We start from the raw sequence: 26,348 nt of genomic DNA on the forward strand, positions 1-26,348 counted from the left end.
CTCTCATAATTTATTTAGATAAAATATCCCAATATAAGCCAGAACGAATTTCGGCTGTTGGAATATCATTTACAATTTTTTTCCCGAGCACGCATTTTTCATTTAGCAAATCATAATTTTGTAAATTATTATAAATGACTCTAGCAATATCTTTTGCAGAGGACGCATTAAAATAAAATGCCGCATCACCGCACACCTGACTAACAAATGGATAATTAGACGAAAATATTGGTTTCCCCATTTTCATAGCTTCAATCGGAGTTGCGGAAAAACATTCAAGTAGGCTTGGAAAGATAAGCGCATCTATTTTTTTATAAAAAATAGGACATTGAGTTGAGCTAATCGGGCCAACAGTAAAGTAGTTTTTCCGTTTATCGAAACCTAATTTAGACATTTGTAAATCAGTCAGAGTAAACAAGAAATTGATAGGGAAATTATATTCTTCTTCTAGAATTTGTCCAACTTCAAGCAAAACATCCAAATTCTTGTGGATATGAGGATACCCTAAAAACCCCAGAGTTGGAAAAGTATTATTGAAAAGAGGAAAAACAATATCTTCCCACATATGTGGTTCATCAAATACTCTTGAGCAGCTATTTGATACTACAGATATAGGCATCTTAAAACTTTGTGCAATCAGAGCATCTTTTACATGCTGATGCTCAACTACCAAATGATCATAACTTGAAAAGTATCTTTTTTGAACAGCATACTTAATTAGATTTTTTACCCTAGAGACAATATTCAACTTTAAATAGGCATCATTTTTTGGATAAGCAATCCAAGGCTGAGCAAACCCTACAATATACCTCTTGGAATTCAAATCGTAGTAAATTGGACCAAAAATAATGAAGCAACAATCATACATAGAACCTGAAAATTTAAAATCAGAAGGTATTTTCCTTCCAATATAATCTTTAACAACATAATTATTGAAACAGCTAAAGTCTAAGCCTAAACGAGAAAGCTCATAATCGATCTGAGATGAAACCACTACATCAACCAATGATAATTTTTTGTCATTTTTTGACTTCACTAGTTCAAATATAAATGATGTGGCGACTTGAACCGCTCCGCCTGAGTGTAAATTCCCAGCAAATATCAACTTCATTTTATAAACTACTCTACTGTAATATCTTTTACTAACGAATCAGAGTAGCCAAACTCTTCAAAGTATAATAAAAAAACTGTTGGCATATAGAAAGGTTTCAACACCATCGAATCTCGAGTGTAATTATCACTAACTACATCGGCGTACCTATTATCAGAAAAAATCACACCGTAAATATTTATACTATGCATAGAGAAATTCAATGCAACAGAAAAAGTTAAAAGCAACATTGCATTTCTTGATACAGAAAAAGTAAATACAAACACAATTACAGCTAATACATAAACAATGAATATCCTCTGAAAAAAAAGCTCCTTTGATGAAAAGAACAAACAAGCAAACAATAAAAACAAACAAAACCTTGAAAAGTGTGCGCTACTAGATGAACATGAATTCAAAAATTTATAAAAGCAGAAAAATCCTGACAACATGACTATATATCTTACCGAATGGACAATCATTTTTGATCTCTCGCTGGAATAAACGTCTGAAACTCCATCAATATAATAAGCTATGTGCTTTCCTAAATACCCAACATCATTAAAAAACTGAAACAATAAATCCCAAAAAAAGCTTGAGAATAGTAAAAGTGAAAATATTAATACTAGTATGAAAGGTGCTCGAACTCTGAACTTTAAAGTTAACTTGGAAAACAAATAAATAAAAGCAACTAAGACTGTAAAACTATGAACCGTTAAGGATAATATTATTAGACTAGTTTTAATAATCCTATTATTTCCCACAATAAAGATTGCGTAAAAAAATATCATATAGGCTAATAGCATTCTATTAAGGCCAATCAATTGGCTGTACTCAAAAAAAGAAAGAAATAAAACCCACCCCATCCAACTATAATTAGAAAACAGATTTTTTTTATTACACAAGCTAACCCATATAATTGATGACACCAACACATATAGGAAAAACACAGAAATATAGTTTACGCCAACAATTCTAATAAAAAAGTCAGGTAAAAAATTATAAAAATTCAAACCAAAACTTGAATAGTATAAAATCTGATAAAAATTATTCCTCACATCATAATTAATTGGAAAATATACAAAGATAAGAGATAGAGAGAAAGCTAATTGATATAAACCTTTATTTTTAAGAAAAACAGAACATAATGCACTCATGAAGGGGTTTATAAAAACAACCCCCCACAATGTTAAAGAGTAAAGGTCAAACTTATGCTTTAGAAATTTGTATATCAATGGGTTTCTTCCCCACATTTATAAAAAACTTTTATTCCAGTTCTGTTTATATATATTAAAAACACTAAATAAAGAAAACACAAAAAATAGGAATAGAATATTTTGAGCATTATAAACGCCCCCAAAAAATCACTAACATAATACTGAGTAATAAATAACAAAAAAGTATAAATAACAATTGATAATAATGAAACTAGTATTAGCTCTTTCCTCTTATCTAACGCATTAAATACCTGTATGAATATTGGAATAAATACATATGGTAAAACAGCAAAGGTAACCATTCTTGTAGGCTCAACTAACACTAGATATTCTTTATTAATGAACTCCAAGCCGAACGGTATTATACAATATACCAATATAAGAGTCGTTATTGTTGGTATAGCAATAACGGTAAACTCTCTAGGATAGAAAATTTTATTTGTTCTAACTGTTTTTTTTGTAACATCAGGAAAGAAAAATTGTGACACTGTAGTAGGTACTATTTGCATGAGAGAAAAAGCAAAAAGTGCAATTGAATACAGTCCCAACACAGTCTTATCAGAAAAACTCGCTAAAAATATTCTATCTACAGCAAAGCCGAAAAACAAAATAATAGAATTAACCAAAAGAAGAAAAGAAGATGACTTTACCTTTGATAAGATTAATAGAGAAGATTTCATTGAATATTTCATATCAAATCGATTTCTATTAATCAAGTAGAAAACAGATACTAGACTAATGACAATAGTAAATGATAGAAATGAATCAAAACCAAACAAAAACAAAACAAGTGCCTGGCTAATAGTCAATATCACGGGGCAAAAAGTATAAACAATCATCATCTCTTTATCTTGGGATAGAGCTCTATTGAAGTTTTTTAAAACCGTAGCAACTGATAATGCATATCCCCATAAGAGAAAAGAAAAAACCAAATGCATATCGTCTAAAAATAAAAGAGCGCAAATAGAAATAATGATAAAACTAATACTAGTAATCAATAATGTTAAAAAAAGTAATGTACTGTTCGAGTGAATATCCCAAATAGGTGTATAACGATCAATAGAATGCCTTAAACCAAGATGACCGTAGTCTACAGACCTCATCCATATTTTAGCTAGTGCTATATCACCTAACATTAAAGGAGTAAGCATACCAATAAATAAAAAGTTTATCAGTACATTACCCAATTGATTTACATATGATAATAGGGTAAATGTGCCGATCAGTTTTAATTTCATTTCTACACCAACATAGTAAATACTATCAATTAGAAGTATGAACCCTTAACAAATTATCTAAACAGAAATTACATTCAAATTTAAACTTTAGTTAGTTCAACATATAGAAAAGGTATACCCCTTACCATACAATAAAGAATAACTTAGACTAGGATAAGCCTACATGTTATTGAATATATAATTGACTATAAATTTTAAGCTCATTGTATATAGCATCAATTGCAACCGTTACAAAAATATCTAATTCGCTATCAGAAGCTGAAAAATTTAGTTCACCTTCATATGTACTACTAAAGTAAGCAATAAGAAATTTTAAATTGTATTCAGGATCTACTATTGATTCGAGTTCCAAATTCTCAATAAATAAATCGTTTAATTTATCTACACCTACAATTTTAACAACATTCATATGGCACTGATAAAATACTTCACCAAATAGGAAAACTTTTTTATTTAAAAGTAATGCTTCATAACCTACTGTACTCGTGAGTGTAATAACAGAATTAGAGTTTTTAATTAATACCTTAGTGTTCTCAAAAGGCGAAATAAGCTTAACATTAGGTAAGGCTTGTATTTTATAATAGAATTCAAGTTTTGGATATCCATAGCTACTTGGATGATCTTTGACATATAAAATGTAACCAGACGGTAATCCAAATGCAATATTTCGAATTACTTCATATTCATCCAAATATGATGATGCTCTAACAGACGTCGATGATTCAGGATGGAAATGCATTGGATACAATAAATAGTTGTCATCACTATTTATTTCATCATACATTTTGATAAGCTTTTTTGCTTTTATTTTCCTATATAAACTTCTTTTTCCTGAACAGTACAAGAGCTTGAGTGGGTTTCCAATTTGAAATGAAAATTTATTATCTCTGAAAACATACTTCAGTGAAATTAGTACTTTTCTTAATTTTCTAAAATTTAGGTACCTTGCCGATAAACTTAAATTTCGATGTTTTCCTAATCTTATACCATCAGGCACGATTGTTTCTATATTATCCATATAGGATTTCAATCTTTCGATATCTTCCGGTTTGGAAGAATAACCATCCCTGTTAAGTAACCTTTCTACCTTAGCGGACTCATAATCTATACCACTATCTATAGTAAAGCGACCTGGTATTCTTGAGGACGTAACACCAAGATATTTCACACCAAGTTCTTGACATACAATCCAAGAGAAATAACTAAATGAATTCGAAATATTCTCATATAAAACAAGCTCAATATTATTTTTACGAAAAACATCTTCGTAAAAACTTAATAATGCAGATTGTAATGTAAGATAATACTCATTATTTCTTTTTTTTCCATAACAATATACATCAGCTCGCTCAAAATCAGAAAGTAATGCATGATTCAAAGGGTACTGTTTATATTTCCTTAAAATATCTAAATTAAGAATATGGCATTTAAAAAAAGCCTCAAAATTTATAATATTAGAATCCAACTCGTCAAGTGAAGACTCATCCTTACTATAGTAAGAATCAACTGCTATTGATACATCATTTTTCTTACTTAAAGTTAATACTAACTTTTTTTGAAACCTTGAAAAATTCTCAACACAATTGAATAAGACCAACACTTTTTTATTACTAACACTACTCATATAATAAACTCTAAATAATACAAATAAAACTCAAAAAAACTCAACAAAACTCAACAAACAGTTAAACTTTCGAAGTATTCTTTATAAAACCTTAATGTTTTTTCTTTTTCAGATTTAAACTTTATTAAATTTAAATTTTTTATTAACTTTTCATTTAAAAGTTTAACGATTTTTTTTGAAAAGCCTTTCTCAATATAAAACGAAGATTCATATACACTCAGTTGTGAATGGACGTATGAAATTCTCGCTAATGGAGATAAGCCTATAGTTGGTACATTAAATTTTAAAGAGCAAACATTAGAATGATATCTCGATGCAATAACAAGATCTGCATTCTTATAGATATTAAATATAAAATCTGTCCCTTCATCTCCCTGAACACATGGTGCTACTACTGTTGATTTTCTTATAGTATTAGCTGGTAATTTTTTTAACAACTCACTAATGGCAATAATATCTTGATGTATATGTGGGACAAAGACGATTTTAAAGCCTCTTGCTATTAATTCGTTAATGGTTAATTCTAATTCGTTATAATACCAATTCGCATCAGATAGCTCTATGCCGCTCATTTCGAGTTGGTCATTTGTTATGTTTACAGCAACATATTTACCATCAATAGGTAGAGTTTTATGACTCATAGGTTCATAAAAAAAGCCATTATCTAAAATAAAAGAAAAACAAGCCAAATACTTTTCACCAAAATCATCCACTATGGAATTTATCGAGCCATCATTTCTCAAAGCTATAGTAATATTTTTATTTGTCAAAACATAATCAAGGAATAATTTAAACTTTTTATAATTCTCTTCTGGTACAGTTCTATGCGGGTTACATCCTACACTAGTTATCAATATCGGTGTTTCTATTTTGTCAAAAATATAATTGGGAATATTTATAGTTGTTCCATTATGTGAGTTTTCCACCCAATAATCTAAAAAACCTCCCCCACCAAATACCACTAAGTCATATTTATTGGCTAAAAAAGAGAAATCTTCATTAAATATAACTTTATCAATTCCATTATAATTATTATATGCCTTTCTAATTTCCAATCTATCAATTTTACAATCCACATCAATTTCATTTAAAATATTTTGAAAACCAATGTGGCTTGCATTATCACCTACATTCCCCTCGAATGCAGCGATATGTAGTATTCTCATAGCCCCTTCTCCATAAATACTTTTTGTTTATTAGTATTCCAAACTTCCTGACTATTTAAGGCTTCAATGAAAAGTATATCACTTTGTCCATGACCAAACTCTATAGTTTTATTAAACGACAGATTATTAATCATCTTGATCATGGAAAGAATTTCTTTCTCGTCCTCATTTACATTGATTATTGACTCAGCACCAGATCTATTATTTTGACGAGAACCCAAATTTATTGAGGGAATACCATAAAAGGGTACTTCTCTTACACCTGCACTCGAATTACCTATCATAAATTGGCAGTTTTTAAGTAATCTCAAAAAACATTCAAAACGTAAACTTGGAAAAACTCTAAATTGAGGCTTATCTTTTAACCGCATCAATTCTTTAATAATAATATCGGAACCATGATCATTATTCGGATATATAACTACATAATTTCTCTCACTAGCAATCAATGCATTTACCGTAGCTTCGATATTACTTGGTAGATTACATATATCTGTCGTTACTGGATGATACATAAATACAGAATATTCACTAAACTGTATATCATACCTATCCCTAACTTCTTTTAAAGACGGAAGGTTAGGTGATGTCATAATATCTAAATCGGGAGAGCCAATGACATGTATACTATTTTCACTTTCCCCTAATTGCATCAAGCGCTGTTTTGCTCTTTCATTTGATGCAAAATGAATATGTGACATTTTAGATACCGAGTGACGAATTAACTCATCAATTGTTCCAGATACTTCACCACCTTCAATATGAGAAACTAAAATATTATTCAAAGAGCCAACAATAGCTCCAGCCATAGCCTCTACACGATCACCATGTACAACTATCATATCAGGCTGTAACTCTTTCACATAATCAGATAAACCTTGAATAGTCTTGGCGAGTATCATATCCATAGAATCATGGGAATTCTGGTTAATATATTTATAAATAGAACTAAAGCCTGATTTTTCAACCTCTTTTGCTGTCATTCCATATGTCGCTATTAAATGCATTCCAGTAACAAATAAATGTGCTTCGAGTTTTTCTGATTGCTCAACTTTAAAAATTAAGCTCTTTAACTTACCGAAATCAGCACGAGTGCCTGTCAAAAACAATATTTTTTTATGCATATTATTCTATAAACTCTTTCTTTAACTGAACATTACTAGCTATCTGTTGTGATGCAATTTTCCCTAAAATATTTTCATAGTCATCAGCAAGGAAATCACCTGTACCTGGACGTTTTACCCACAAATTATCACATGTGAATTCGTCACCAGCTTTAATCTCAGAAATAGTAACAACACTAGCATAAGCGAAATCGATAGTTACTTGTTCTTCTTTAGCAGCTTCTTTTTTACCGCCGCGCATTTTAGCCATTCTAGCAGACTGCTCAATTAGATTTTTACACTCCAACGCATCCATTGAGCAGCAAATATCTGGCCCTGGTCGCTCTTTACAATCTGTAAAATGCCGCTCTAGCACTGATGCTCCCGAGGCAACAGCTCCCAAACACGCAAGATTATCAATACTATGGTCAGAAAGCCCAACAACAGCATCAGGAAAGGCATTCTGTAGCTCAATCATAGCACCTATTCTGATCAGATAATCAGGAGTCGGGTACAAATTAGTTGTATGTAAAAGGCAAAAAGGTGTGTTATGTTTTCTGAAGATTTTTACTGACTTTTCAATTGATGGTATATCATTCATCCCGGTACTCAAAATAACAGGCTTACCATAGCTAGCAATTAGATTCAGTAAAGGATAATTATTGCACTCTCCGGATCCAATTTTATAAGCGGATACACCCATTCTTTCTAATCGTTCTACTGCAGCACGTGAAAAAGGAGTACTTATAAAAATTGCACCTTTCAATTCTACATATTCTTTTAGCTTAGTTTCTTCTTCTTCATTCAATGAACAGCGATCCATTATTTCATAAATAGAAATATCAGCATTTCCTGGGATCACTTTCTTTGCTTCATTACTCATCTCATCTTCAACTACGTGAGTTTGATGCTTAATAATTTCAGCCCCACCTTCAATAGCAGCATCGACCATTTCGAATGCTGTTTTCAATGAGCCTTCATGGTTAATTCCGATCTCGGCTATAACAAGAGGAGCGTAATCTAAGCCCACTTTTCGCCCTGAGATTTCAAATACAGGATTTTTCATTTGTTCATTTCCTTCATTCTTTGTTCAACTTTAATTAAGTCATCTAATGTATCAATATCAGCTGAATCGGACTCAGACATTATATACGGAAAAACATTATTTCTTGGTATATGATTTTTCCGTTTAAACTTTTCAATAGAAAAGGCGTATATGGCACCATTTGGTTGAAATGCTCTAGGTAAGTCCTGCCTTCTACTATAAGGCGCCATATCGTTATACAATCCAATAATTGAACCATCATCATTTTCAATATATGCTTTTATCGGCGTATGGCAGGGCTCAAATACGCTAATCACACAGTCTGCCGATTTTGTATAAAAGAGATTAAGCGCTTCATTAAGATGCTTTGAATTTCTTAAAGGAGATGTAGGCTGTAATAACACCATATCCTTACAAAAAATATTTTGCTGCTCTAACCAAGATATAGCATGCTCAATAACTGATTCGCTATTAGTCATATCGCTAGCCAACTGTTCAGGTCTTCGTATTATTTTGGCACCATACTTTAAGCTAACTTCAGCAATTTCTTCATCTTCTGTAGACACAAAAACTTGCTTAATCTGACTGCATTGCAAAGCAGCCTTTATCGACCACCCGATCAACTCGACTCCATTAAGAGGTAATATATTTTTCCGCGGAAGTCCTTTAGAACCTCCCCTAGCTGTTATTAGCGCAACTGTCATTTGATTTCACATAACCTAATATTTTTATAAACATTTTTATCCCCATAGCACAGAACTTTTTTGCAAATACTAATATAAGTATTAAGTGGGAATAAACTCGAAATAATCATGCTAGCGAAGCTAATTTTAGTCTTTCACTTCTATACAAAAACCTTCCTAAAACCAATGTCAATCCTAGGACACCGCCAAGCATAAAACCTAAAATACAAATCAACGTTCGATTTGGCTTAATCCTTTCTTCAGGAACAAGTGCTGGGTCGATTGTTGTAAAAACATATTCATCACGCACCTCTGCAAACATAATCGTTTTTGCCTGCTCTTCAATTAATTTATACAAAATAGAGCGTATATCAGCTACTGTTGTTTCCGAGATTTGTTTATTAAGAAAGTCACTACTTCTCATGGCTTCTGAAACATCTCGCTCTTTCATAGCCATATTAACGTCTTCTACTAACCAATTAACCCATTGTTGAGCAACGAATGGCGACAAATGTTCAACAGAGACAGTTACCATACCACTGCCTTTTTCTGAGTTGACAGTAAAGATTTTATTAAACTTTTTGAAAGCTTCTTGCATAGATGGCCCAGCTTTTGATTGTGCTTTAACGCCGCTCACCCATGTATTAGTCTGAACAGAATATAGTTCTTCGTTATAAATTAATGAATTTGATTCGGCCACCCAGGTTTTTGAAGCCATTAAATCTGGTAGAATATTATGTTTCTGAATGAACTGACTTGCAAACAGGCGTGATTTCATCACTTCTATAGCCATTTGAGAATCATCAACTCCTGAATTACCAAAATTGATGCCCCCCATACTTACAAGACCACCAAACTGGCTAGCAAGTCCACTTAACCCTCCCCTTTGCTCTTTGCTTACAGGGGCTAGCAAAGCTTCGGACCTATAGATGTTAGGTTGGTTAATCGCAAAAATAACTGAACCGATAACAAAAACGGCAGTGATGGCAATGATAAGCCATTTACCTTGCCAAATGACAGAGATAAGTTCGCGAAGGTCAATTTCGTCAATCAGCTGAGCTGGATTCAACTGTTGCTCTTGTTTATATCTATTTATTTCATTAGACATTTAAAACTTGTCTCCTTATTTGATTTCTCGATTACCGCTCACTTATCAAACTTTTAGTTTACAAGAAACAATAAAATTAAAGGTAAACTATCGGAAATTGTTTCAACATGGAGTTCGGAACTTTTAATCACCCCAACGAGCATAGCAAAACCTTCTTCTGAACCTTTTAATAAGTCATTAATGAAACTTGAATCAAAGTAGTCAATTCTCTACCCATCTTGGCTTATGTCACCAATTCAGCAAGTGGGACCTGTTGTTTGCTCTTTGATGCCCCGATTCGTAATTTTTTGTCTTTATATCTAGTAAACAAAAAGTTTGAAAACTTAATTGCCAATTTCTAGCCTTTGAAGTTTCATACTCATCCTTGATTTGGAAAAAATCTAACTCTACGCATACGGTTAAGCAAATGTGGAGGCTAAGCTTTACTAACCTCATTTACAGATGACTGAAGCAACTTCATGGAGACACTGTCCTTTCCCGTGAGCACAGCATTCAACTTTTGCCGCATTCGTCTACAGGTTAAAGATTTGCAACCGTGGCAAATGTAACAGCTGTGTTAGCTAGTATTTGGGTAACTTGAGTCCAGAGAGATAGGTTATCTTTATACTCGGTATCTAGAGGAACAATAATAGTGTCACCAGGTTGAAGATCATCTTCATTACTAAACCACATTGAGTTACTCGGCATCATCACTGAGCCGTTAGCCTTGATAACATAGGTTCTGTCGCCATCTGCACGCTCCCTTTCTCCGCCAGACATAGAAAGATACTGTTCCAGTGTTAAGCCTTGTTTGTATCTGTGAGTAGCAGCATGCTGTACTTCCCCCATTACAGCAATAGTTTGCTTAGTCGAAGGAATATATAACACATCTGAGTCTTCGAGCTGCAGATCTGCTTGTTCAATGCCAATTGAAATTGCAGACAGATCTACAACGAGACGCCCGACTGCTTTAATATTCTCTAAATCTGTCAACATCATCTGTGCATCGGCATAATTGACAACATTACCGTCTTTAGATACTCCACGAGTGGCAATGTCACGCCTTAGTTGATCTGCGAGTTTCTTAATCTCTAACTGCTCTTGCAAGCGTACAGAGTCACGTACAAATACGGATGATGGAAGATATGCGTATTCGGTGAAACCACCAGCGCGCTTTAGTACGTCTTTAAGTGTCTCACCGCGACGAATGTTGTAAACTCCAGGGAATTTAACTTCACCACGGATTTCAACTGTTTTGTTCTCTTGCCACTCAGGCGTGGTCATGACTGTTAATATGTCACGGCCTTTCAGAAGAACATTAGTAGCAATATTTCCTTGAATTGCACTTTTAAGATCTATATTTACATGCTTAATATTTGAGCCTGTATTATCTGTCACAGTTCTAGTCAGTTCTGCTCTGGCGGTATACGCACCTTCTTTAAGACCGCCGCCAGCCTTAATCAAGTCATTGACTCTGGCATTAACCGCTAAAGGATATATTCCAGGATGTCGCACTTTACCATTTACGACAACTACCATGACGCCCTTACCCGTGCGGCCCTGACTACTTAGCTTCATGACTACTGGATAAAGTAGCTCTCCTCTATTCATCACACCACTTAGCTTAATCAGGTCTTTATCATCAAAAAGGTTAATCAACATCTTGTTGACTTCGCTAATGATTGCAGCAGTTTGATCGTTTTCAGGTGCCTCTTGGGCAATAATCACACCACCTAATTGACTCCGTTGTTCTAAACCTTGTTTTTGTAACTGCGAGAAACCTGCGCTGAATATGTCATTATCGATCTGAGAATCGCCAGCTAATTTAGTAATCTTTGCAACTCTCTCTTTTACGAGTTTATTCAATTCATAGCGATTTTGGGCTTCGTCACTGAAGTTAAAGAATATCACCTTATCTCGAGATTTTAATAACAAGTCGTCGGAAGCGACTTTATCACTAATAGCAAGCCCTGGCGCAAACTGATAGATTTCAACATCACCATAGTCATTTATTTCACGAACGATAATACCATAATCAAGATCAGCCGAGGCTTGTAAGTCGCCCCATATTGATGGAACCAGATCGCTGATTTTCTGCCCTTGGTACCATTGGTACTTACCTGGTCGAACTACTGCACCGATAACAGTGATGGCATTTTCATACCGGTTCGATGCACTCTTGATTCTAACAACATCTCCAGAGTGAGCTTTGGTGGCTTTTCCGCTGTCAGTGGTTAAATCTAGGTTCGTTACTGTTTTTAAACCTTTACTATTAAATCGCTCAACACTACTACTTCTAGGATAGGCCCCAGGTTTAAGGCCTGCAGCCATAGAGATGATATCTCCTATGGTTTCATGCTCCTTCAACTCATAGATAGCGGGTCGACGCACTTCACCTGTCACACTAACAAGCCCACCCACAGAAGGTATAAACACGACATCACCAGAACGTAAACGCTTATCTCCTGATGCATCTCCTCTCATAAGCAAGTCATAAAGGTCCATGGTGCCTATTAACTTTCCATTACGTTTTAACTGAATGTTACGCAGTGATCCAATTTCGTTTACACCGCCTGACACGAACAAAGCTTGTGTGATCGTTGATAGACTCGAAACAGTATATGAACCAGGTTTGTAAGCATCACCAGCAACAAAGATTCGAATCGAACGTAGCTCACCCATGGTGATATTAGATTCTATGCCGATCATCTGATGATTTATACGTGTAGTTAACTGCTTTTTGAGTTCTTCAAAGTTTAAGCCTGCGACATTAATAGGCCCTAGTTCTGGAAACTGAATTACTCCTTCGCGATTGATAACCAAGTCATACTCTTTGTTATCCTTGCCGTAGAGTTGAACTTTGATGTTATCTCCGGGCCCAACCATATATTCACTCGGTACTGGCACGTCAGATACTGGCGCAAATGTTGTAGGCTCGCCCTGGAACAAGTCATAACCAAATAGCTTTAATTCTGCTTTAGCCTTATCTTCATCAAAATCTAGCTTGGCTTTTTTACCTTCTCCACCTCGGTTATCTATCAGCTGTCTTTCATTAACTAACTGTGGGTTTTCAAGCTGACGCTGTTGGCTAGAACCACCACTTATCATCGACGGATCGATACCGTATTGCTTTGCGAGTCTTTGCTGCTCTGAAGCAGGGAGCTTTTTGAACTGTTCTATCATCTGAGGAGACGGCATTACAGCCTGCGCCTGTGTGCTCAACAAAACGAGTGCACTTATACCTGCAATGATTATTTTTTTGGTTTTGTGTAACACCGATGTTCTCCGTCGAAAGAAGTTTTAAGTTGAAGCGAAGACGAACGGTCTACGACCTGAGGAACGCTTCACTTACGGAATTTGGGTAACGGCAATTGTTGATAACTTTGCTTTTTAGACACGCTACCGCCCATGGATTGCGGCTTCCAGAGTGCCCTACGCCGTAGCGTAAATTCATATTTTTGTTCTGAATAGAGGTGCTAAGAAAACAAAGTAAAGTTGCTAAAACTTACCTCGACACTCTTGTACTCCGTTGCTAAGAACTTTTGGCCTAATAGAATTAATACTATTTTAATGACCCCATTTATTTGTTTCTGCCTTGATTCAGTCTTCGGTAAAAACACAAACAAATGAAGCGGCATATTGTACTCGATTTTTTATTTTAATGCTGCTCATTATTACCGCATGCATGTTTCGATGCAGAACTTCCACCCTCCAAACGCTCAAGTTACATTCAACCAAGAAACAGGCAACAAAATAACAAGGGTAAATTCACATGAAATCAGGCCACTTTAGTTTGGTTTGTTTAATTTAAGTCTATAAATATATCAATATTTAAAGAGAGCTATGGCAGATCTCTTACAAGAAAAATGGGAAAAGAGAGGGGGAGCTGAGATGTAAGGGAAAGCTGTGATGACGCGATGCTGGTAAACCTAAGGCGGTCTGGAGAGCAAAGACGATGGGAAAGATTCGGGCCTCCTACATCAAACAAAGAGGGCCGCGTAGCCTGTGAAAGCTGAGACGGGATTCTAGATTCGGGGCTAAAGACGCGTCCTCCAAAAAATATGATGCTATACCGGTTAGATGTAGGACCGGCTTTAGCCGGGAGGCTTTGGGCACATAAAAAAAGACGAGGCGAAGAGGACGGCGGGGCCTATGAGAGATTAGATGATGGGAAAGATTCGGGGCTAAAGCCCTCCTACAATTTCATTCGTCCCTGCACATAGTGTCATTAAATCGGTTTGATACTTTTTTTAGGGACTGATACACGTTTTTGTTGCCCCATGATTTCGAATAGTACATGACAACGTTTGTCGCCATTCTTCTCTTCGAAGATGCCTTCCAGTTCTGCGAATGGACCTTCGGTAAAGCGTATTTTTTCACCTTGTGTAAACTCAATATCGGAATCGTGCAATCCGTCAGATTCAGCCCCTTCAGCCTTGTACTCAGGAAGAAGCTCGGACAGCAGTTTATGCTCACGCATCTTGATACTGTGAATAATACTGTCATCGACCGTGGTCATTAACTCTTTGCAACCTACGATACGCCCTACACCACGGGTTGAGTGAATGCGAGCAACACTGGTTATTTGCGGATCAAAATAAATGAATAGGTAACCAGGGAACAAAGGTATACGTTTGACTTTGACTTGACCCTTAACCTTTCTTTCCTCTCCGATTGTCGGTAGATAAGTTTCTATCTCTTGTAAAGTGAGGTTATGTACGGCTCTTGCTTCACCGCGGGGTTTACAATAAAGGAGGTACCAAGCTTTCATTTTTTCTGACTCTAATCTGACAGCACAAATGTATCTGTGCATAAATCCTTACACTGGTAGAAAATGGTAGCAGAATTGTTTTTAGAGTAAAAGGGGAAAAAGATCGAAAGATAAAATGGGAGAAAGCGAAGAAAACGCGATGCTGATATGGGAAAAGACTCGTGGCTGAAGCCACTCCTACATCAAACAAAGATGACGCTGCGCTGTAAAAGCGGAGACGGATGACGGAACACTTCGTTTACCGTAAAAGCTTCAAGCGAAGCGTTCCATAGTCGCACCGTGACTTATAAAAATTAAGACGGAATAAAAGATTCGGGGCTGAAGCCCCTCCTACATCAAACAAAGAGGACGGCGTAGCCTGCTGTTATCCGTCAGGACGAAGGCCGTTCCGTGAGCGAAGCGTTCCATAGTCGCAGCGCGTTTAAAGTAGGAGCGGCTTTAGCCGCGATAAACTAGGAAAGGCGGATATTTGGGCTGATTTAGATTATTGCTAATAGGTTTTGAATGGATTCTAGTTTGTAATTCCTATATTTTTTCGGATACATTAGATTACTTACAGATAATACAAGGAAGGTATTATGTCGAATTTTCAGAATGTAGATATCATTCATCATGGCGCTGTTGATGGTGTAACAGGCTCTTGTCATCAACTGAATATCAATTCAGAGTCTGCCGTATTAATTGATTGTGGTCTGTTTCAAGGCGCTGAAACTGCTGGTAAGGCGAACGCTAATACATTAGAGGTCAATTTTGACATTGATAACCTAGTGGCTCTGCTCGTCACTCACTGTCATATCGATCATGTCGGCCGTATCCCCTACCTCCTTGCTGCTGGGTTTAATCAGCCTATTTATGCCACTACCGCAACGGCTGCGCTTTTACCCATAGTGATTGCAGATGCGCTAAAAGTGGGTGTTACCAAGAATAAACGCCTCATTAAGCTTTATCTTAATAAATTACAGCAACTGATTATTCCTATTGAATATAACCTATGGTTTCCTCTGCCAGTTAAGCCTATAGCATTGAATTCATCAGATGAAATCTATTCAAGCTTTAATACGGCTAAAGCTAAGTTTAAGCCTGCCGGACACATCTTAGGTTCCGCTTATGTTGAGATAGAACTCAGTGACCTGAACATTAACGCCCTTAGCGATGAAGACAATGCCAATAAACTAGCTAGCATTGCAATTAATGCTGCAGTTGATAGCCGAGTAAATAAACATAGAGTAGTGTTCTCAGGTGATCTTGGCGCTACCTATACACCACTACTTGCGAGCCCTAAGAGCCCTTACCGCGCCGACACTCTGATCATTGAATCCACCTATGGTGACAAAAACCATGAGAGTCGTCAGAAACGAACCCATTGCTTAAAACAAGTGATTGAGAAAGCGGTATCCGACAATGGAGTAGTGCTCATCCCGGCTTTTAGTATTGGTCGCACTCAGGAACTGCTTTATGAACTTGAGCAGATCATTCATCAAAAACGTACCCATCCTCTCTGGTCACAGATGGAGATAATTGTTGATTCGCCACTCGCCGCCAAGTTCACTGAACAATATATTCAGTTTAAACGCCTGTGGGACAATGAAGCCAAGAAGAAACTCAACTTAAATCGCCACCCTCTTGATTTCGAGCAGTTATATACGGTTGATAGCCATGAGGAACATCTAAGTACAATTAATTATCTCGCTAACCGAAATAAGCCAGCGATAGTGATTGCAGCGAGTGGCATGTGTAGTGGTGGTCGGATAATGAACTACCTTGAAAAGTTTCTGCCAAAATCTACTGCAGATGTCATTTTCGTTGGCTATCAGGCTAAAGGCACTCTTGGTAGAGAAATACAAACTTACGGCCCTCGAGGCGGTTATGTTTATATTAATGGTGACAAAATAGATATAAAGGCAGGAATACACACCATAAGTGGCTATTCAGCTCATGCAGACCAGCATAATCTCGTCAATTTCGTGAAACGTATGCACCATAAGCCCAGACATATCCGTATCGTTCATGGTGATGACAACGCCAAACATGCTTTAGCCGCCAAGTTCCCAGAGCAGAGATAGTGATAGGAAGGGCTGAGATGATGGATAAAACATAGATGATGGGATGATGGCTGCGCCTGTTTAAGCAAAGACGGTGATTGAAAGCTAAGACGACGCTGCGCTGGCAAAGCAAAGAAGATGGCGGGGCCAGTGAAAGCTGAGATGGTGACTGAAACGAAGACGACGCTACGCTGGACAAACTGAGACGGATGAAAGATTCTGTGCTGAGACTCCTCCTACAAGGTAGACGGTTATCTTTATGTAGGACCGGCTTTAGCCGGGAGGGATTGATAATTTATGTTTGAAGCCCCTTCTAGATTGTGATGTCTGCCCAGCATCTCATCTTTACACTCTAACCTGTCTAAATACTCGGCATTCAAGCCTTCAAAATTGACATTAGCAATAAGAAAAGGGTATATAAGTAGGGTTTCGTAGAAAATATAGCACCAAATATTAAAATATAACAATAGTCTGTAGCTAAGTTGTTGTTAACAATGGTTGTTAAATTACAATTTATCATAAGCTTAACTAGATATCGCTAAGCTAAGTTACAAGACTGTAAAATAAAGCAATAACAATTTTTCTGTGGTGACAATTGTCCCGCAGGCAATCACAAGCAAGGTGGAAGACTTAATGAGCGTAACAAAACCCCAAGGGACGATGCTCGGGCATCCGAAGGGATTGTTCCTGTTGTTTACAACAGAGTTATGGGAACGATTCAGTTATTACGCAATGCGTGCCATTTTGGTACTGTATTTGGTAGATAGTGTACAATCGCAAGGTGGTCATGGTTTAGGATGGACAAGTGCCGATGCCATCTCTCTTTACGGTACTTTCACCGGTTTAGTTTATTTAACTCCCCTCATTGGTGGCTGGTTAGCCGATAACTACCTTGGCCAACGACGTTCAATCATGATTGGTGGCGCTTTAATGGCTGCAGGTCAATTCATTCTAGGTACGCCACACGCCTGGGTACCAGGAATGGAAATCCAAGCCTTTTATCTTGGTCTTGGTGTGCTAATTCTAGGTAACGGCCTGTTTAAGCCAAACATCTCTACCATGGTAGGTGATTTATACGAAGAAGGTGATCATCGTCGTGATGGCGCATTCACCATCTTCTACATGGGTATCAACGTAGGTGCATTCCTCTCGGGTATCATCGTAGGCTCGGTAGTCAGCGCCTATGACGGCAACTTCCAGATGGGCTTCCTCTGTGCCGGTATCGGTATGGTCTTCTCTTTGATCATTCAATTTTTCTTCGCACAACGTCTACTCGGTGATATCGGTAGATACCCAGCCGCAAAACTTGAAAGAGATAAAGCTAAAGCTGCAGGAAAGACTGATGTAGAGAAAGTGCCTTTAACGAGTGTTGAACGCGATCGCATCAAGGTGATCATGGTCATGGGTCTGTTTACTATCATCTTCTGGGCTGGTTTCGAGCAAGCCGGTGGTTTGATGAACTTATTCACCAACGACTTTACCGACCGTATGATCGGTGGCTGGGAAGTACCAACCACTTGGTTCCAGTCTCTTAACGCTATGTTTATCGTTATCTTCGCACCTGTCATTGCATCTATCTGGATCCGCTTAGGTAAGAACGAGCCAAACTCTCCGGTTAAATTTGCCCTAGGTCTTGTCCTGCTCGGTATTGGTTTCCTATTTATGATAGGTGCAGTACTTGAAATGGGCGGAAATCCTGACGGTAAGTCAAGCATGTGGTGGTTAGTCGGTGCATACTTCTTCCATACCATGGGTGAGCTTTGTCTATCTCCTATCGGCCTTTCAATGGTGACTAAACTTGCTCCACTGCGTATCGCATCTCTTATGATGGGTGCATGGTTCCTATTCGTTGCTGCTGCAAACAAGATTGGTGGCTTCGTGGGTTCATTTATCGGACATGGCGGTCCAAAAGAAGAGCAACTTGCTAATGCAATGGCCATCTTCGCTGGTATCGCCATCACGTCAGCTCTTTCAGGCATAGTGCTGTACTTTATGGCTGACAAGCTAGTAAGTTGGATGCACGGCGCCGAAGGTGATCATGTTCATACTGAAGAAGAAGCACTCGAAGAAGAGATGGCTGTCACTGCAGACCATGAAGGGATAAAGCATTAAGTCGCTTTTAACCTGATAAAAAATTGATATAAACGCCCTTTGAGAAATCAACGGGCGTTTTTGTTTTATGATAATAGACGGCCTATGGCCTGATAAAACAAAGATGACGGCCTAGCCTGGAGAAGCACTGACGATATTGAAGCGAAGTCGACACCAACAAGTTGGCTAGAAAACCGAAGACGACACTTGCTTCGCAAGCTGTTCGAAGCGCATCGTACTCTTTTCTGGAGGGCGGTTATACCGGGATAAATTACCGGCCAGCCCCACCAGCACTGCATCATATTTCCTGTAGGAGGGTCTTTAGGCCCGAAGCTTTGCTGATGTGTTCTCTCTCGCGGCTAATGCCGCTCCTACAACAGACAATCGCAGCATAATTCAGCTCTAGTCATCTTAACCTTTCATTTGCTTACTTTTAATGAGTGCTGTAATCATAGTGACAATAGTTTTTATATCTTTTATCAAACAATGCCCGATTTCATTATTGATATAACCTATTTTCATTCCGATAAATAACTGTGTAATAACTTCAGCGGCTGAGCTTCTTGCGATATACAAAAATCGAATTTGTTCTTTCGCTGAGGGACGCTCAACACCTTCAGCTATATTTGAAGGTATAGATAATCCAGCCCGTGTGATCTGATCACGAAAGCCATAATCGTTTGAGTGTCGAGTTATTTCGTAGATAGAACAAGACAAATTACATGCCTTCTTCCATAACTCTAGCTTTTCAAATCGCATATATCTCATCCTTGAGTTATTTTTAATAAGCATAGATGCTTTAAAGCAAAGACGGAATGTAAAGCGAAGATGACGCCAACAAAGTAAAGATGACAGCGCGGCCTAGAGAAGCACTAAAGGTATTGAAGCTAAGACGACGCCAACAGGTTGGCTAGAAAACCGAAGAAAACACTTGCATCGCAAGCAGTTCGAAGCGCAGCGTACGCTTTTCTGTAGGAGGCATCTTTAAACACGAAGCTTTGTTGGTTTGTTCTCTCGCGGCTAAAGCCGCTCCTACAACGAATACAAGCTGCCCTTGATCTTCCAACGAAGCATCATATCAGCCCCACCAGCGCAGCATCATCTCAGCTCCACCAAAGTAGCGTCCGCCTAGGATCTTGTTTAGAACGACACCTGCATATATCCGCCGGTGGGAATTTCGGTGTCGTAGGCCAGACCGTGGAATTGATTATCTAATAGCATCTTCTTGTGTTCCGGTTTACATGAAACGATACAGAGCCGCTCTCCAGGCATTAAAGTTCTGAATTGGGCACTAGGGTGCCCCCAATCCAGAATGCCTAACTGGAGGGAGTCAGGAAGGGCTAAGGGGGTTAATCCTTGTTGATTTCGAATGTAGCAGCGAAGACCATTACCGGCTTGAGCAATCGATGCCCTGTATTGAGTCAGCTCGATGACAACATAGACAATGTCGATACAAATATCTAATCCAGACTTAGTCATACGCTCGTTAAGATAACTCAGCATATTGTATGGCTCGATAATCGCTTGGGTCGTACCATTTCGATATAACTTCAATTTTTGGTTAACGAAGCTCTTGAGCAGAACACTGGCAAATGCCGCCCGATTATCTTGAGGATGAAAATGGGCCATATACATCACAAGATGGTTATCACCGACATTTACGGTATCAATGAAGTAAGCGCTGACCTCATCGGATTTATATAAGCTGTAGTCAACCTTGGCGGTTAAATAGTTTATCTGAGAGGGAGGGAATAACTGCTGTTGTACGCTCTTGGCAGCTTGTTCATTTTGCTCTAACAGCACCAAATTATCCTGAAGCTCTTGATAGGATAGCTCTTCTAAATCTTCTAAATGTACTTCTTTGGACACATTAGATTCTAAACATTGTTTTATGGCATTTTCGATCAGAAATAGATCCGATACTGGCTTAACCAGATAGTCACTGGCACCCAGACGCAATGCTTCGACCACATCGGCCATCACTTGATTGCCGGAGATAACTATAGAGGGGGTATCTGGGTTGAGCTCAGACATCTTCTTCAACATGTCTAGGCCTCCCATGATAGGCATGCTCAGATCGGCAAGCACTATATCGAATGCATACTGCTTAAATTTATCTAGTCCCTGTGCACCATCATTCGCCTCAATGACCTTAGCTCCACGACTGTTGAGAAAGGTGGCAACGATTCGGCGAAAAACAGGATCGTCTTCGACAAGTAATATAACTAACTCTTCTAGCGCCATCTATGGTCCTTTTAGAAGGCTCTGGCTACTATACCGAGTAGAAACTAGTAGTTTTTGAGTCTTCTCTTAATCTAACTCCTGCATATATTCATCGAGCAAATCATCTTCATCTTGATCTACCGGAACATCTCCATCATACACTTTATAATCCATATGTTGAAAATAAGCTTCTTTGACAAAAGTATATGGATCCAATGCATTATCGACTAAGCGTTCTTGATCGATGGCAGCGGCTCTTCTATGCAGATTTTTCAGCCCCCATTTAACGAGTGACTGCCACATTGTAAGCTCTGATAATGGAAAGTATAGATCATCGACCCAGTCTGAGGCGAGTTCACGGGTCACATAAGGCCCGAGAAAAGGTGCCATAAAATACGGACCGTTAGGAACCCCATAATAACCAAGCACTTCATTAAACTCGTCTTGTTTACGTGGCAGACCCATCATATCGGCCACATCGATGACACCTAACAGACCTAATGTAGTATTGATCGTAAAACGGCCACCGGCATTGGCAGCCCATCCCCACTTACCCTGTAAGGTATTGTTAACCATGGAACTGGGTTCTTCAAAGTTCGTTACGAAGTTATTGATGCCGGTTTTTACCGGTCTTGGTACATAATCCTTATATCCATGGGCAACTGGACGATAAAAGTACCTATCCATAAACAAATAGTTGAAGTCCCACATGGCTCGGTTAAATCCTTCAAGTGGATCTCTGTCATCATTATAAAGAACAACCACTTGATCTTGGCTAGACGGGTTTACAGCCAATACTTCAGGTTGGGAATTATTGCCTTGCTCGGTGGCTGATTCTGTAGCAAACACTAATCCATGAATTCCATGATTCAGACCAAGTGCCACTACGACCGATGCTATCCATTTTAACTTCATATTTCTCTCTTCGATAATGCAACTGAATCCTTTTCAGCTTCGACATAAAACTAAAGACACATCGAAATATGTCGATAACCAGATGTAGCCAGTAAAAATTTTCTACACCTGTTAATAACTAGACTTGTGAGTATGATTTTAGTTACAAGATCGCTAAGGATACTTAGCAATAAAAATAGATCAAACTTAAATTCAAAAAAAGTGTAAATTTTAATGATCAATTCTGGGAGTTCTCGATGTCTGACCCATTAAGCTCAGTACCTAAAGCAGGGGCTACGCTGTCTAAAACACAAGTTGAAAATCGGCAAGCTCAAACAACGCAGGGCTCACCGCTTCCTCGCGCTCACAATCAAGAAGTCCTAGACCCAAAAGTACTAAAACAAGATGCACTGACCCAAGATGTACTCAACCGCGAGGCACTAAGGATATCATCTACGAGTCAAGCAAATGTAAAATTAACGCCAACTACAGCAGAGATACAAAGTCTAGCTCTTAAACCTGCCACAATACAATTTTCGCCAAAAACTGATCATCTCTCTGTAGATGGGAGCAGATATTTAGTCTCATTTTCATCGATAAAACATAGACAAGTGGCCGCTGTCGCAACGAGTTACCAGCTAGTCGCCAGTCAACAAGTTTTAGACTTACCATCTGCAGTTACCGGCGATAAAGGTAGACTTGGAGGTACCATAAATACGGCGACGACTTCTGGCTCTTCGGTTATCGACAGTAGGCTAACGGCAAACTCACAACACGGGCTTTATCAGAATCAGATAAAGAACATATTACTCGCTCTGGGCAAGTCCGTTAGCATTGCACTACCGATAGCGCTAAAGCAGCGTTTGAATCAACAAGGCTTAGATATCCAGCAGATGAAAGTCTTGAGTAGCAGAGCTCAGGGCTATCCGTTACCTATGACTCAATTAAGTAATAACAAGCTTATTTTTTCAAACGGTACCAGCGTGCCTATTTCAAATATGACTGTATCTGAGATCGCCAATAACGCTCAGTTTAATCAAGCCAAACCAAACCCGTTAAGTGTCATCCCAAGCATTCATTACCAGAACAAACATTGGTTACTGACGCTAAGCCCCGTGATAGATGAACTACAGATCAAATTAACCCCTGAAACGACCAAGAATCCAACGACCCCCATTAAGGGGGAGCAGATAGTGCTCGCCAAGCCTGAAATAGGCAACATCTATACCCAGCTCTTTAAAATGTTAAGCCAAGCTTCTATGGACAATTCACAAGGGCCCGGTAAATCAGCCTTACCTCCAGAGTTGCAGACTGAGCTGAAGAGTAACCACTCACAGACATTAGCGGTTGCTAACAGTAAAAAGCAGCCATCGGTACAAGCCTCTGACGAGACAACCAACAAACAACTAAGTAAAGAGGCAGGTAAAGTTCAGAGCACAGAACTAAATAAAGTTCTGAGTAAAGAGACTCATAAAGCAATAGACCTAACCAGCACGACTTCAACCTCCAGTGTTAAAACAACCAAGACCGAGCCTGATACTATACAGCCTAGTAAACAAAATATGATGCAAGTATCAATTCAAAAAGCCTACGGAAAATTCAGCGGTAAACAGGCTGTAGTAGAAGCTACAACTAAGCCTGCAAACAGCCTTTTAGCTAACCTAACCAAGCTACTGCCGCAGCTGCGGCCCTTATCCCTGAATGCCTTAGCGTTACCCAGTACCATAAAAGACGAGCTCTCAGCAATAGCGAGTCTTCACTCTCAAGTCAACCCTCTGTCTATTTCTGCTAGTCCCTTGACTCATATCAACTCCATCGGTCTTCTTTTCCAGTTACTCCTAGGGGTCAAGGCTAGTCATGCCAGCGGCAATACAGACAAGCTCAGTGGGCCGGCGCAAAAGTATTTGCAAAAGCTGCAAGCTCAACTCGGGGGAAGTACTTCACTGCTGAATTTGTTAGACAAGGCCGGAGCAACTGAGGCCCTGGGTAAATTGTTCTCAAACTTGAGTCTTTATTCGCAAGCGAGTAATGACACAGGTACTCAAGTAAATTGGTATTTCACCCTACCCTACTCACTCAATCAACATCAGGAAGCGTTAGAAGGACACCTTAGTGAAGACAAAGATGACGACGATAACCCTAAGGCGAATAGCTGGCGCCTTCAACTTAAATTCAACTTAACCAAGGGGCCACTGTTAATACAAGCTCAAGTTACAGATAACAGAATAAATATGACCTTCAATGGCAGTAACGACACACTCTTAAAGAAGATAGATGCGCTATTACCACCGTTAATGAATAAGCTATCAGATATTGGCTTCACGCCAGATAGAATAGAAACTAAGCTGACGAAAGTACCCGCAAGCTTACTACCGGGTGAACATTTTTTAGTTAAGATCAAAGCTTAATGAACCCATTTAAAAAATGGTATTAAACAGATCGTTAAATAGGAACCGAAAGCAAAATGAATGACGATAAAGAAGAAGCCAAAGAGGACGGTGCTGCTCAAGCCAAAACCGAACGAGAAGCCGTAGCTTTAAGTTATGACGGCCAGCAAGCTCCTGTGATCACTGCCACGGGAAAGGGAGTTGTCGCCGATGAGATAATCGCACTAGCCAAAGAAGCCGGCGTACATATCCATAAAGATGCTCACTTGAGCGATTTTTTACAGCGCTTGGAACTCGGTGAAGAGATCCCAAAAGAGCTATACCTGTTAATCGCTGAATTAATCGCCTTTGCATATACTTTGGATGGAAAATTTCCCGAGCAATGGAACAACATGCATCAGAAGATCCTGGAAGAGGTTTGACGAGCGAAGATGGGATTAAAACAAAGATGATTTAACAGCAAAGACGACGCCAGCTTCGCAAGCTGTTTGACGGGCTATGCCCTGGTAAAGCTGAGATGATATTTAAATCTAAGATGACGGCGGAGCCTGGAAAGGCACAGACTATATTAATACAAAGACGACGCCAACCAGTTGGCTAGAAAAGATTCTCGCCTTCTCTGTAGGAGGGTGCTTTAGCCCCGATGGCTTGTGGGTTTATTCTCTCCCGGCTAAAGCCGGTCCTACAACTGACAATCGGAGCGTCTTCTTAGCCCTACCCTTTCCCATGTAACCGAATGATGAGCTCTGCTTCCGCCTTTGGTAGCTCACATTCTTGAATCAGTTCATCTATGCTGGCGCCTAAATCAACCATCTTCATCGCTCTCGAATAGAGTCTTGCTTGAGGGTCTTGTTGATTCACTTCATCAAGCCTGGCGTCTTGCTTCGATGTACGCTTTTCAAGCTCCAACATCCGACGCCCAACACCTATTGTGCCACTTCTTAACTCTTGTAATTCACGTTTGACGGTTTCACGCTGACGATCACTTTCTTTTATTAGCAAGGTCAAGGCTTCAACTTTCACACGCAACTTACTCGTTTGCTTCTGTTGATACAAGACAAGGCCAAGACAAGCAATCACGTATACTAAAGCTGCGATTAAAATTCCATCACTGATCATGAATGAGACTCTTAAATAGGGTAGGTATTCCCAATGCCTACTAACCAGACATTGGGAATTCAATAGACATTAAACTTGTGACACTTCCATCCATTCTTCATCTGATAAAAGTTTGTCAAGATCAACCAAGATGAGTAGTTCATTTTCTCGGTTACTCACACCTTGGATAAATTTAGCACTCTCTTCGGTACCGACATTCGGAGCACTATCAATTTCAGAAGCGCGTAAATAAACCACTTCAGCCACACTGTCTACTAAAATACCTATCACTTGCTTCTCGGCTTCGATGATCACGATTCGGGTCGAATCATCAACATCGGACGAAGCCAATCCAAAACGTGAACGTGTGTCGATCACTGTGACGACATTACCTCTAAGGTTGATAATACCAAGTACATAATGAGGAGCCCCTGGCACAGGCGCAATCTCGGTATATCTCAACACTTCCTGAACCTGCATCACATTGATACCGTATGTCTCGTTATCGAGTCTAAAGGTTACCCACTGCAACACTTCGTCATCTTTATTTACTGCTACTGCTACATTATTTGCGTCTGACATATCTACC

General features: G+C 38.6%; 19 protein-coding genes. 4 read left to right on the forward strand and 15 right to left on the reverse strand.

Annotation, left to right across the window (positions count from 1 at the left end; translation table 11 throughout):
• Nucleotides 1-10: 10 nt before the first annotated feature.
• From FS373_RS20430 to rfaH, 10 genes are all read right to left on the reverse strand, one after another.
• Entirely contained in the window at nt 11-1,111 is a 1,101-nt protein-coding gene (locus FS373_RS20430) for a glycosyltransferase (protein WP_152830478.1), read from the reverse strand.
• A gap of 1,210 nt (nt 1,112-2,321) precedes the next feature.
• Entirely contained in the window at nt 2,322-3,545 is a 1,224-nt protein-coding gene (locus tag FS373_RS20435; protein ID WP_152830479.1) for a hypothetical protein, read from the reverse strand.
• A 166-nt stretch (nt 3,546-3,711) separates the two neighbouring features.
• On the reverse strand, nt 3,712-5,169 hold the full coding sequence (locus FS373_RS20440) for a hypothetical protein (protein ID WP_152830480.1): 1,458 nt from the start codon (nt 5,167-5,169) through the stop codon (nt 3,712-3,714).
• 50 nt (nt 5,170-5,219) lie between these two features.
• Nucleotides 5,220-6,335, reverse strand: a complete 1,116-nt coding sequence (locus FS373_RS20445; protein ID WP_152830481.1) for a polysaccharide pyruvyl transferase family protein — start codon at nt 6,333-6,335, stop codon at nt 5,220-5,222.
• Nucleotides 6,332-7,459, reverse strand: a complete 1,128-nt coding sequence (gene neuC / locus FS373_RS20450) for a UDP-N-acetylglucosamine 2-epimerase (protein ID WP_152830482.1) — start codon at nt 7,457-7,459, stop codon at nt 6,332-6,334. Before neuC ends, FS373_RS20445 begins: the two co-directional genes overlap by 4 nt.
• A 1-nt stretch (nt 7,460) precedes the next feature.
• Nucleotides 7,461-8,504 (reverse strand): N-acetylneuraminate synthase family protein, encoded by a 1,044-nt coding sequence (locus tag FS373_RS20455; RefSeq protein ID WP_152830483.1) that lies wholly within the window; start codon nt 8,502-8,504, stop codon nt 7,461-7,463.
• Complete coding sequence (locus FS373_RS20460; RefSeq protein WP_152830484.1) at nt 8,501-9,187, reverse strand: cytidylyltransferase domain-containing protein; 687 nt, start codon at nt 9,185-9,187, stop codon at nt 8,501-8,503. The genes FS373_RS20455 and FS373_RS20460 overlap by 4 nt, the downstream gene beginning before the upstream one ends.
• 106 nt (nt 9,188-9,293) lie before the next feature.
• Nucleotides 9,294-10,274: a Wzz/FepE/Etk N-terminal domain-containing protein gene (locus FS373_RS20465; protein WP_152830485.1), complete on the reverse strand. Its 981-nt coding sequence runs from the start codon at nt 10,272-10,274 to the stop codon at nt 9,294-9,296.
• A 519-nt stretch (nt 10,275-10,793) separates the two neighbouring features.
• Nucleotides 10,794-13,529, reverse strand: a complete 2,736-nt coding sequence (locus FS373_RS20470) for an SLBB domain-containing protein (RefSeq protein WP_322619543.1) — start codon at nt 13,527-13,529, stop codon at nt 10,794-10,796.
• A 952-nt stretch (nt 13,530-14,481) separates the two neighbouring features.
• Nucleotides 14,482-15,024 (reverse strand): transcription/translation regulatory transformer protein RfaH, encoded by a 543-nt coding sequence (gene rfaH / locus FS373_RS20475; RefSeq protein ID WP_152830486.1) that lies wholly within the window; start codon nt 15,022-15,024, stop codon nt 14,482-14,484.
• A gap of 578 nt (nt 15,025-15,602) precedes the next feature.
• On the opposite strand from rfaH, the gene FS373_RS20480 reads away from it, so the two are divergent.
• Together FS373_RS20480 and FS373_RS20485 are read left to right on the forward strand one after the other, a co-directional pair.
• Nucleotides 15,603-17,087, forward strand: a complete 1,485-nt coding sequence (locus tag FS373_RS20480) for an MBL fold metallo-hydrolase RNA specificity domain-containing protein (protein ID WP_152830487.1) — start codon at nt 15,603-15,605, stop codon at nt 17,085-17,087.
• 612 nt (nt 17,088-17,699) lie between these two features.
• Nucleotides 17,700-19,178, forward strand: coding sequence for a peptide MFS transporter (locus tag FS373_RS20485; protein ID WP_144045871.1), 1,479 nt, complete (start codon nt 17,700-17,702; stop codon nt 19,176-19,178).
• A 390-nt stretch (nt 19,179-19,568) separates the two neighbouring features.
• On the opposite strand, the gene FS373_RS20490 is transcribed toward FS373_RS20485, so the two are convergent.
• The 3 genes from FS373_RS20490 to FS373_RS20500 all read right to left on the reverse strand — a co-directional run bounded on the left by FS373_RS20490 (nt 19,569) and on the right by FS373_RS20500 (nt 22,295).
• Nucleotides 19,569-19,916, reverse strand: a complete 348-nt coding sequence (locus FS373_RS20490) for a four helix bundle protein (RefSeq protein WP_144045870.1) — start codon at nt 19,914-19,916, stop codon at nt 19,569-19,571.
• Nucleotides 19,917-20,297: 381 nt separating this feature from the next.
• On the reverse strand, nt 20,298-21,401 hold the full coding sequence (locus tag FS373_RS20495) for a response regulator (protein WP_152830488.1): 1,104 nt from the start codon (nt 21,399-21,401) through the stop codon (nt 20,298-20,300).
• A 66-nt stretch (nt 21,402-21,467) separates the two neighbouring features.
• The gene (locus FS373_RS20500; protein ID WP_144045868.1) at nt 21,468-22,295 is read right to left on the reverse strand and encodes a VacJ family lipoprotein; all 828 of its coding nucleotides are present in this window, start codon (nt 22,293-22,295) and stop codon (nt 21,468-21,470) included.
• A 236-nt stretch (nt 22,296-22,531) separates the two neighbouring features.
• Between FS373_RS20500 and FS373_RS20505 the strand changes: the two genes are divergently transcribed.
• Nucleotides 22,532-24,682 (forward strand): hypothetical protein, encoded by a 2,151-nt coding sequence (locus FS373_RS20505; protein WP_152830489.1) that lies wholly within the window; start codon nt 22,532-22,534, stop codon nt 24,680-24,682.
• 56 nt (nt 24,683-24,738) lie between these two features.
• The gene (locus FS373_RS20510) at nt 24,739-25,083 is read left to right on the forward strand and encodes an EscU/YscU/HrcU family type III secretion system export apparatus switch protein (RefSeq protein WP_152830490.1); all 345 of its coding nucleotides are present in this window, start codon (nt 24,739-24,741) and stop codon (nt 25,081-25,083) included.
• 292 nt (nt 25,084-25,375) lie between these two features.
• On the opposite strand, the gene FS373_RS20515 is transcribed toward FS373_RS20510, so the two are convergent.
• Nucleotides 25,376-25,780 carry a DUF2802 domain-containing protein gene (locus FS373_RS20515; protein ID WP_144045865.1) on the reverse strand — a complete coding sequence of 135 codons (405 nt, stop codon included), beginning with the start codon at nt 25,778-25,780 and terminating at the stop codon, nt 25,376-25,378.
• 69 nt (nt 25,781-25,849) lie between these two features.
• Nucleotides 25,850-26,341 carry a chemotaxis protein CheW gene (locus tag FS373_RS20520; RefSeq protein WP_144045864.1) on the reverse strand — a complete coding sequence of 164 codons (492 nt, stop codon included), beginning with the start codon at nt 26,339-26,341 and terminating at the stop codon, nt 25,850-25,852.
• Nucleotides 26,342-26,348: the final 7 nt, after the last annotated feature.

The sequence above is a fragment of the Shewanella sp. YLB-07 genome (assembly GCF_009377275.1).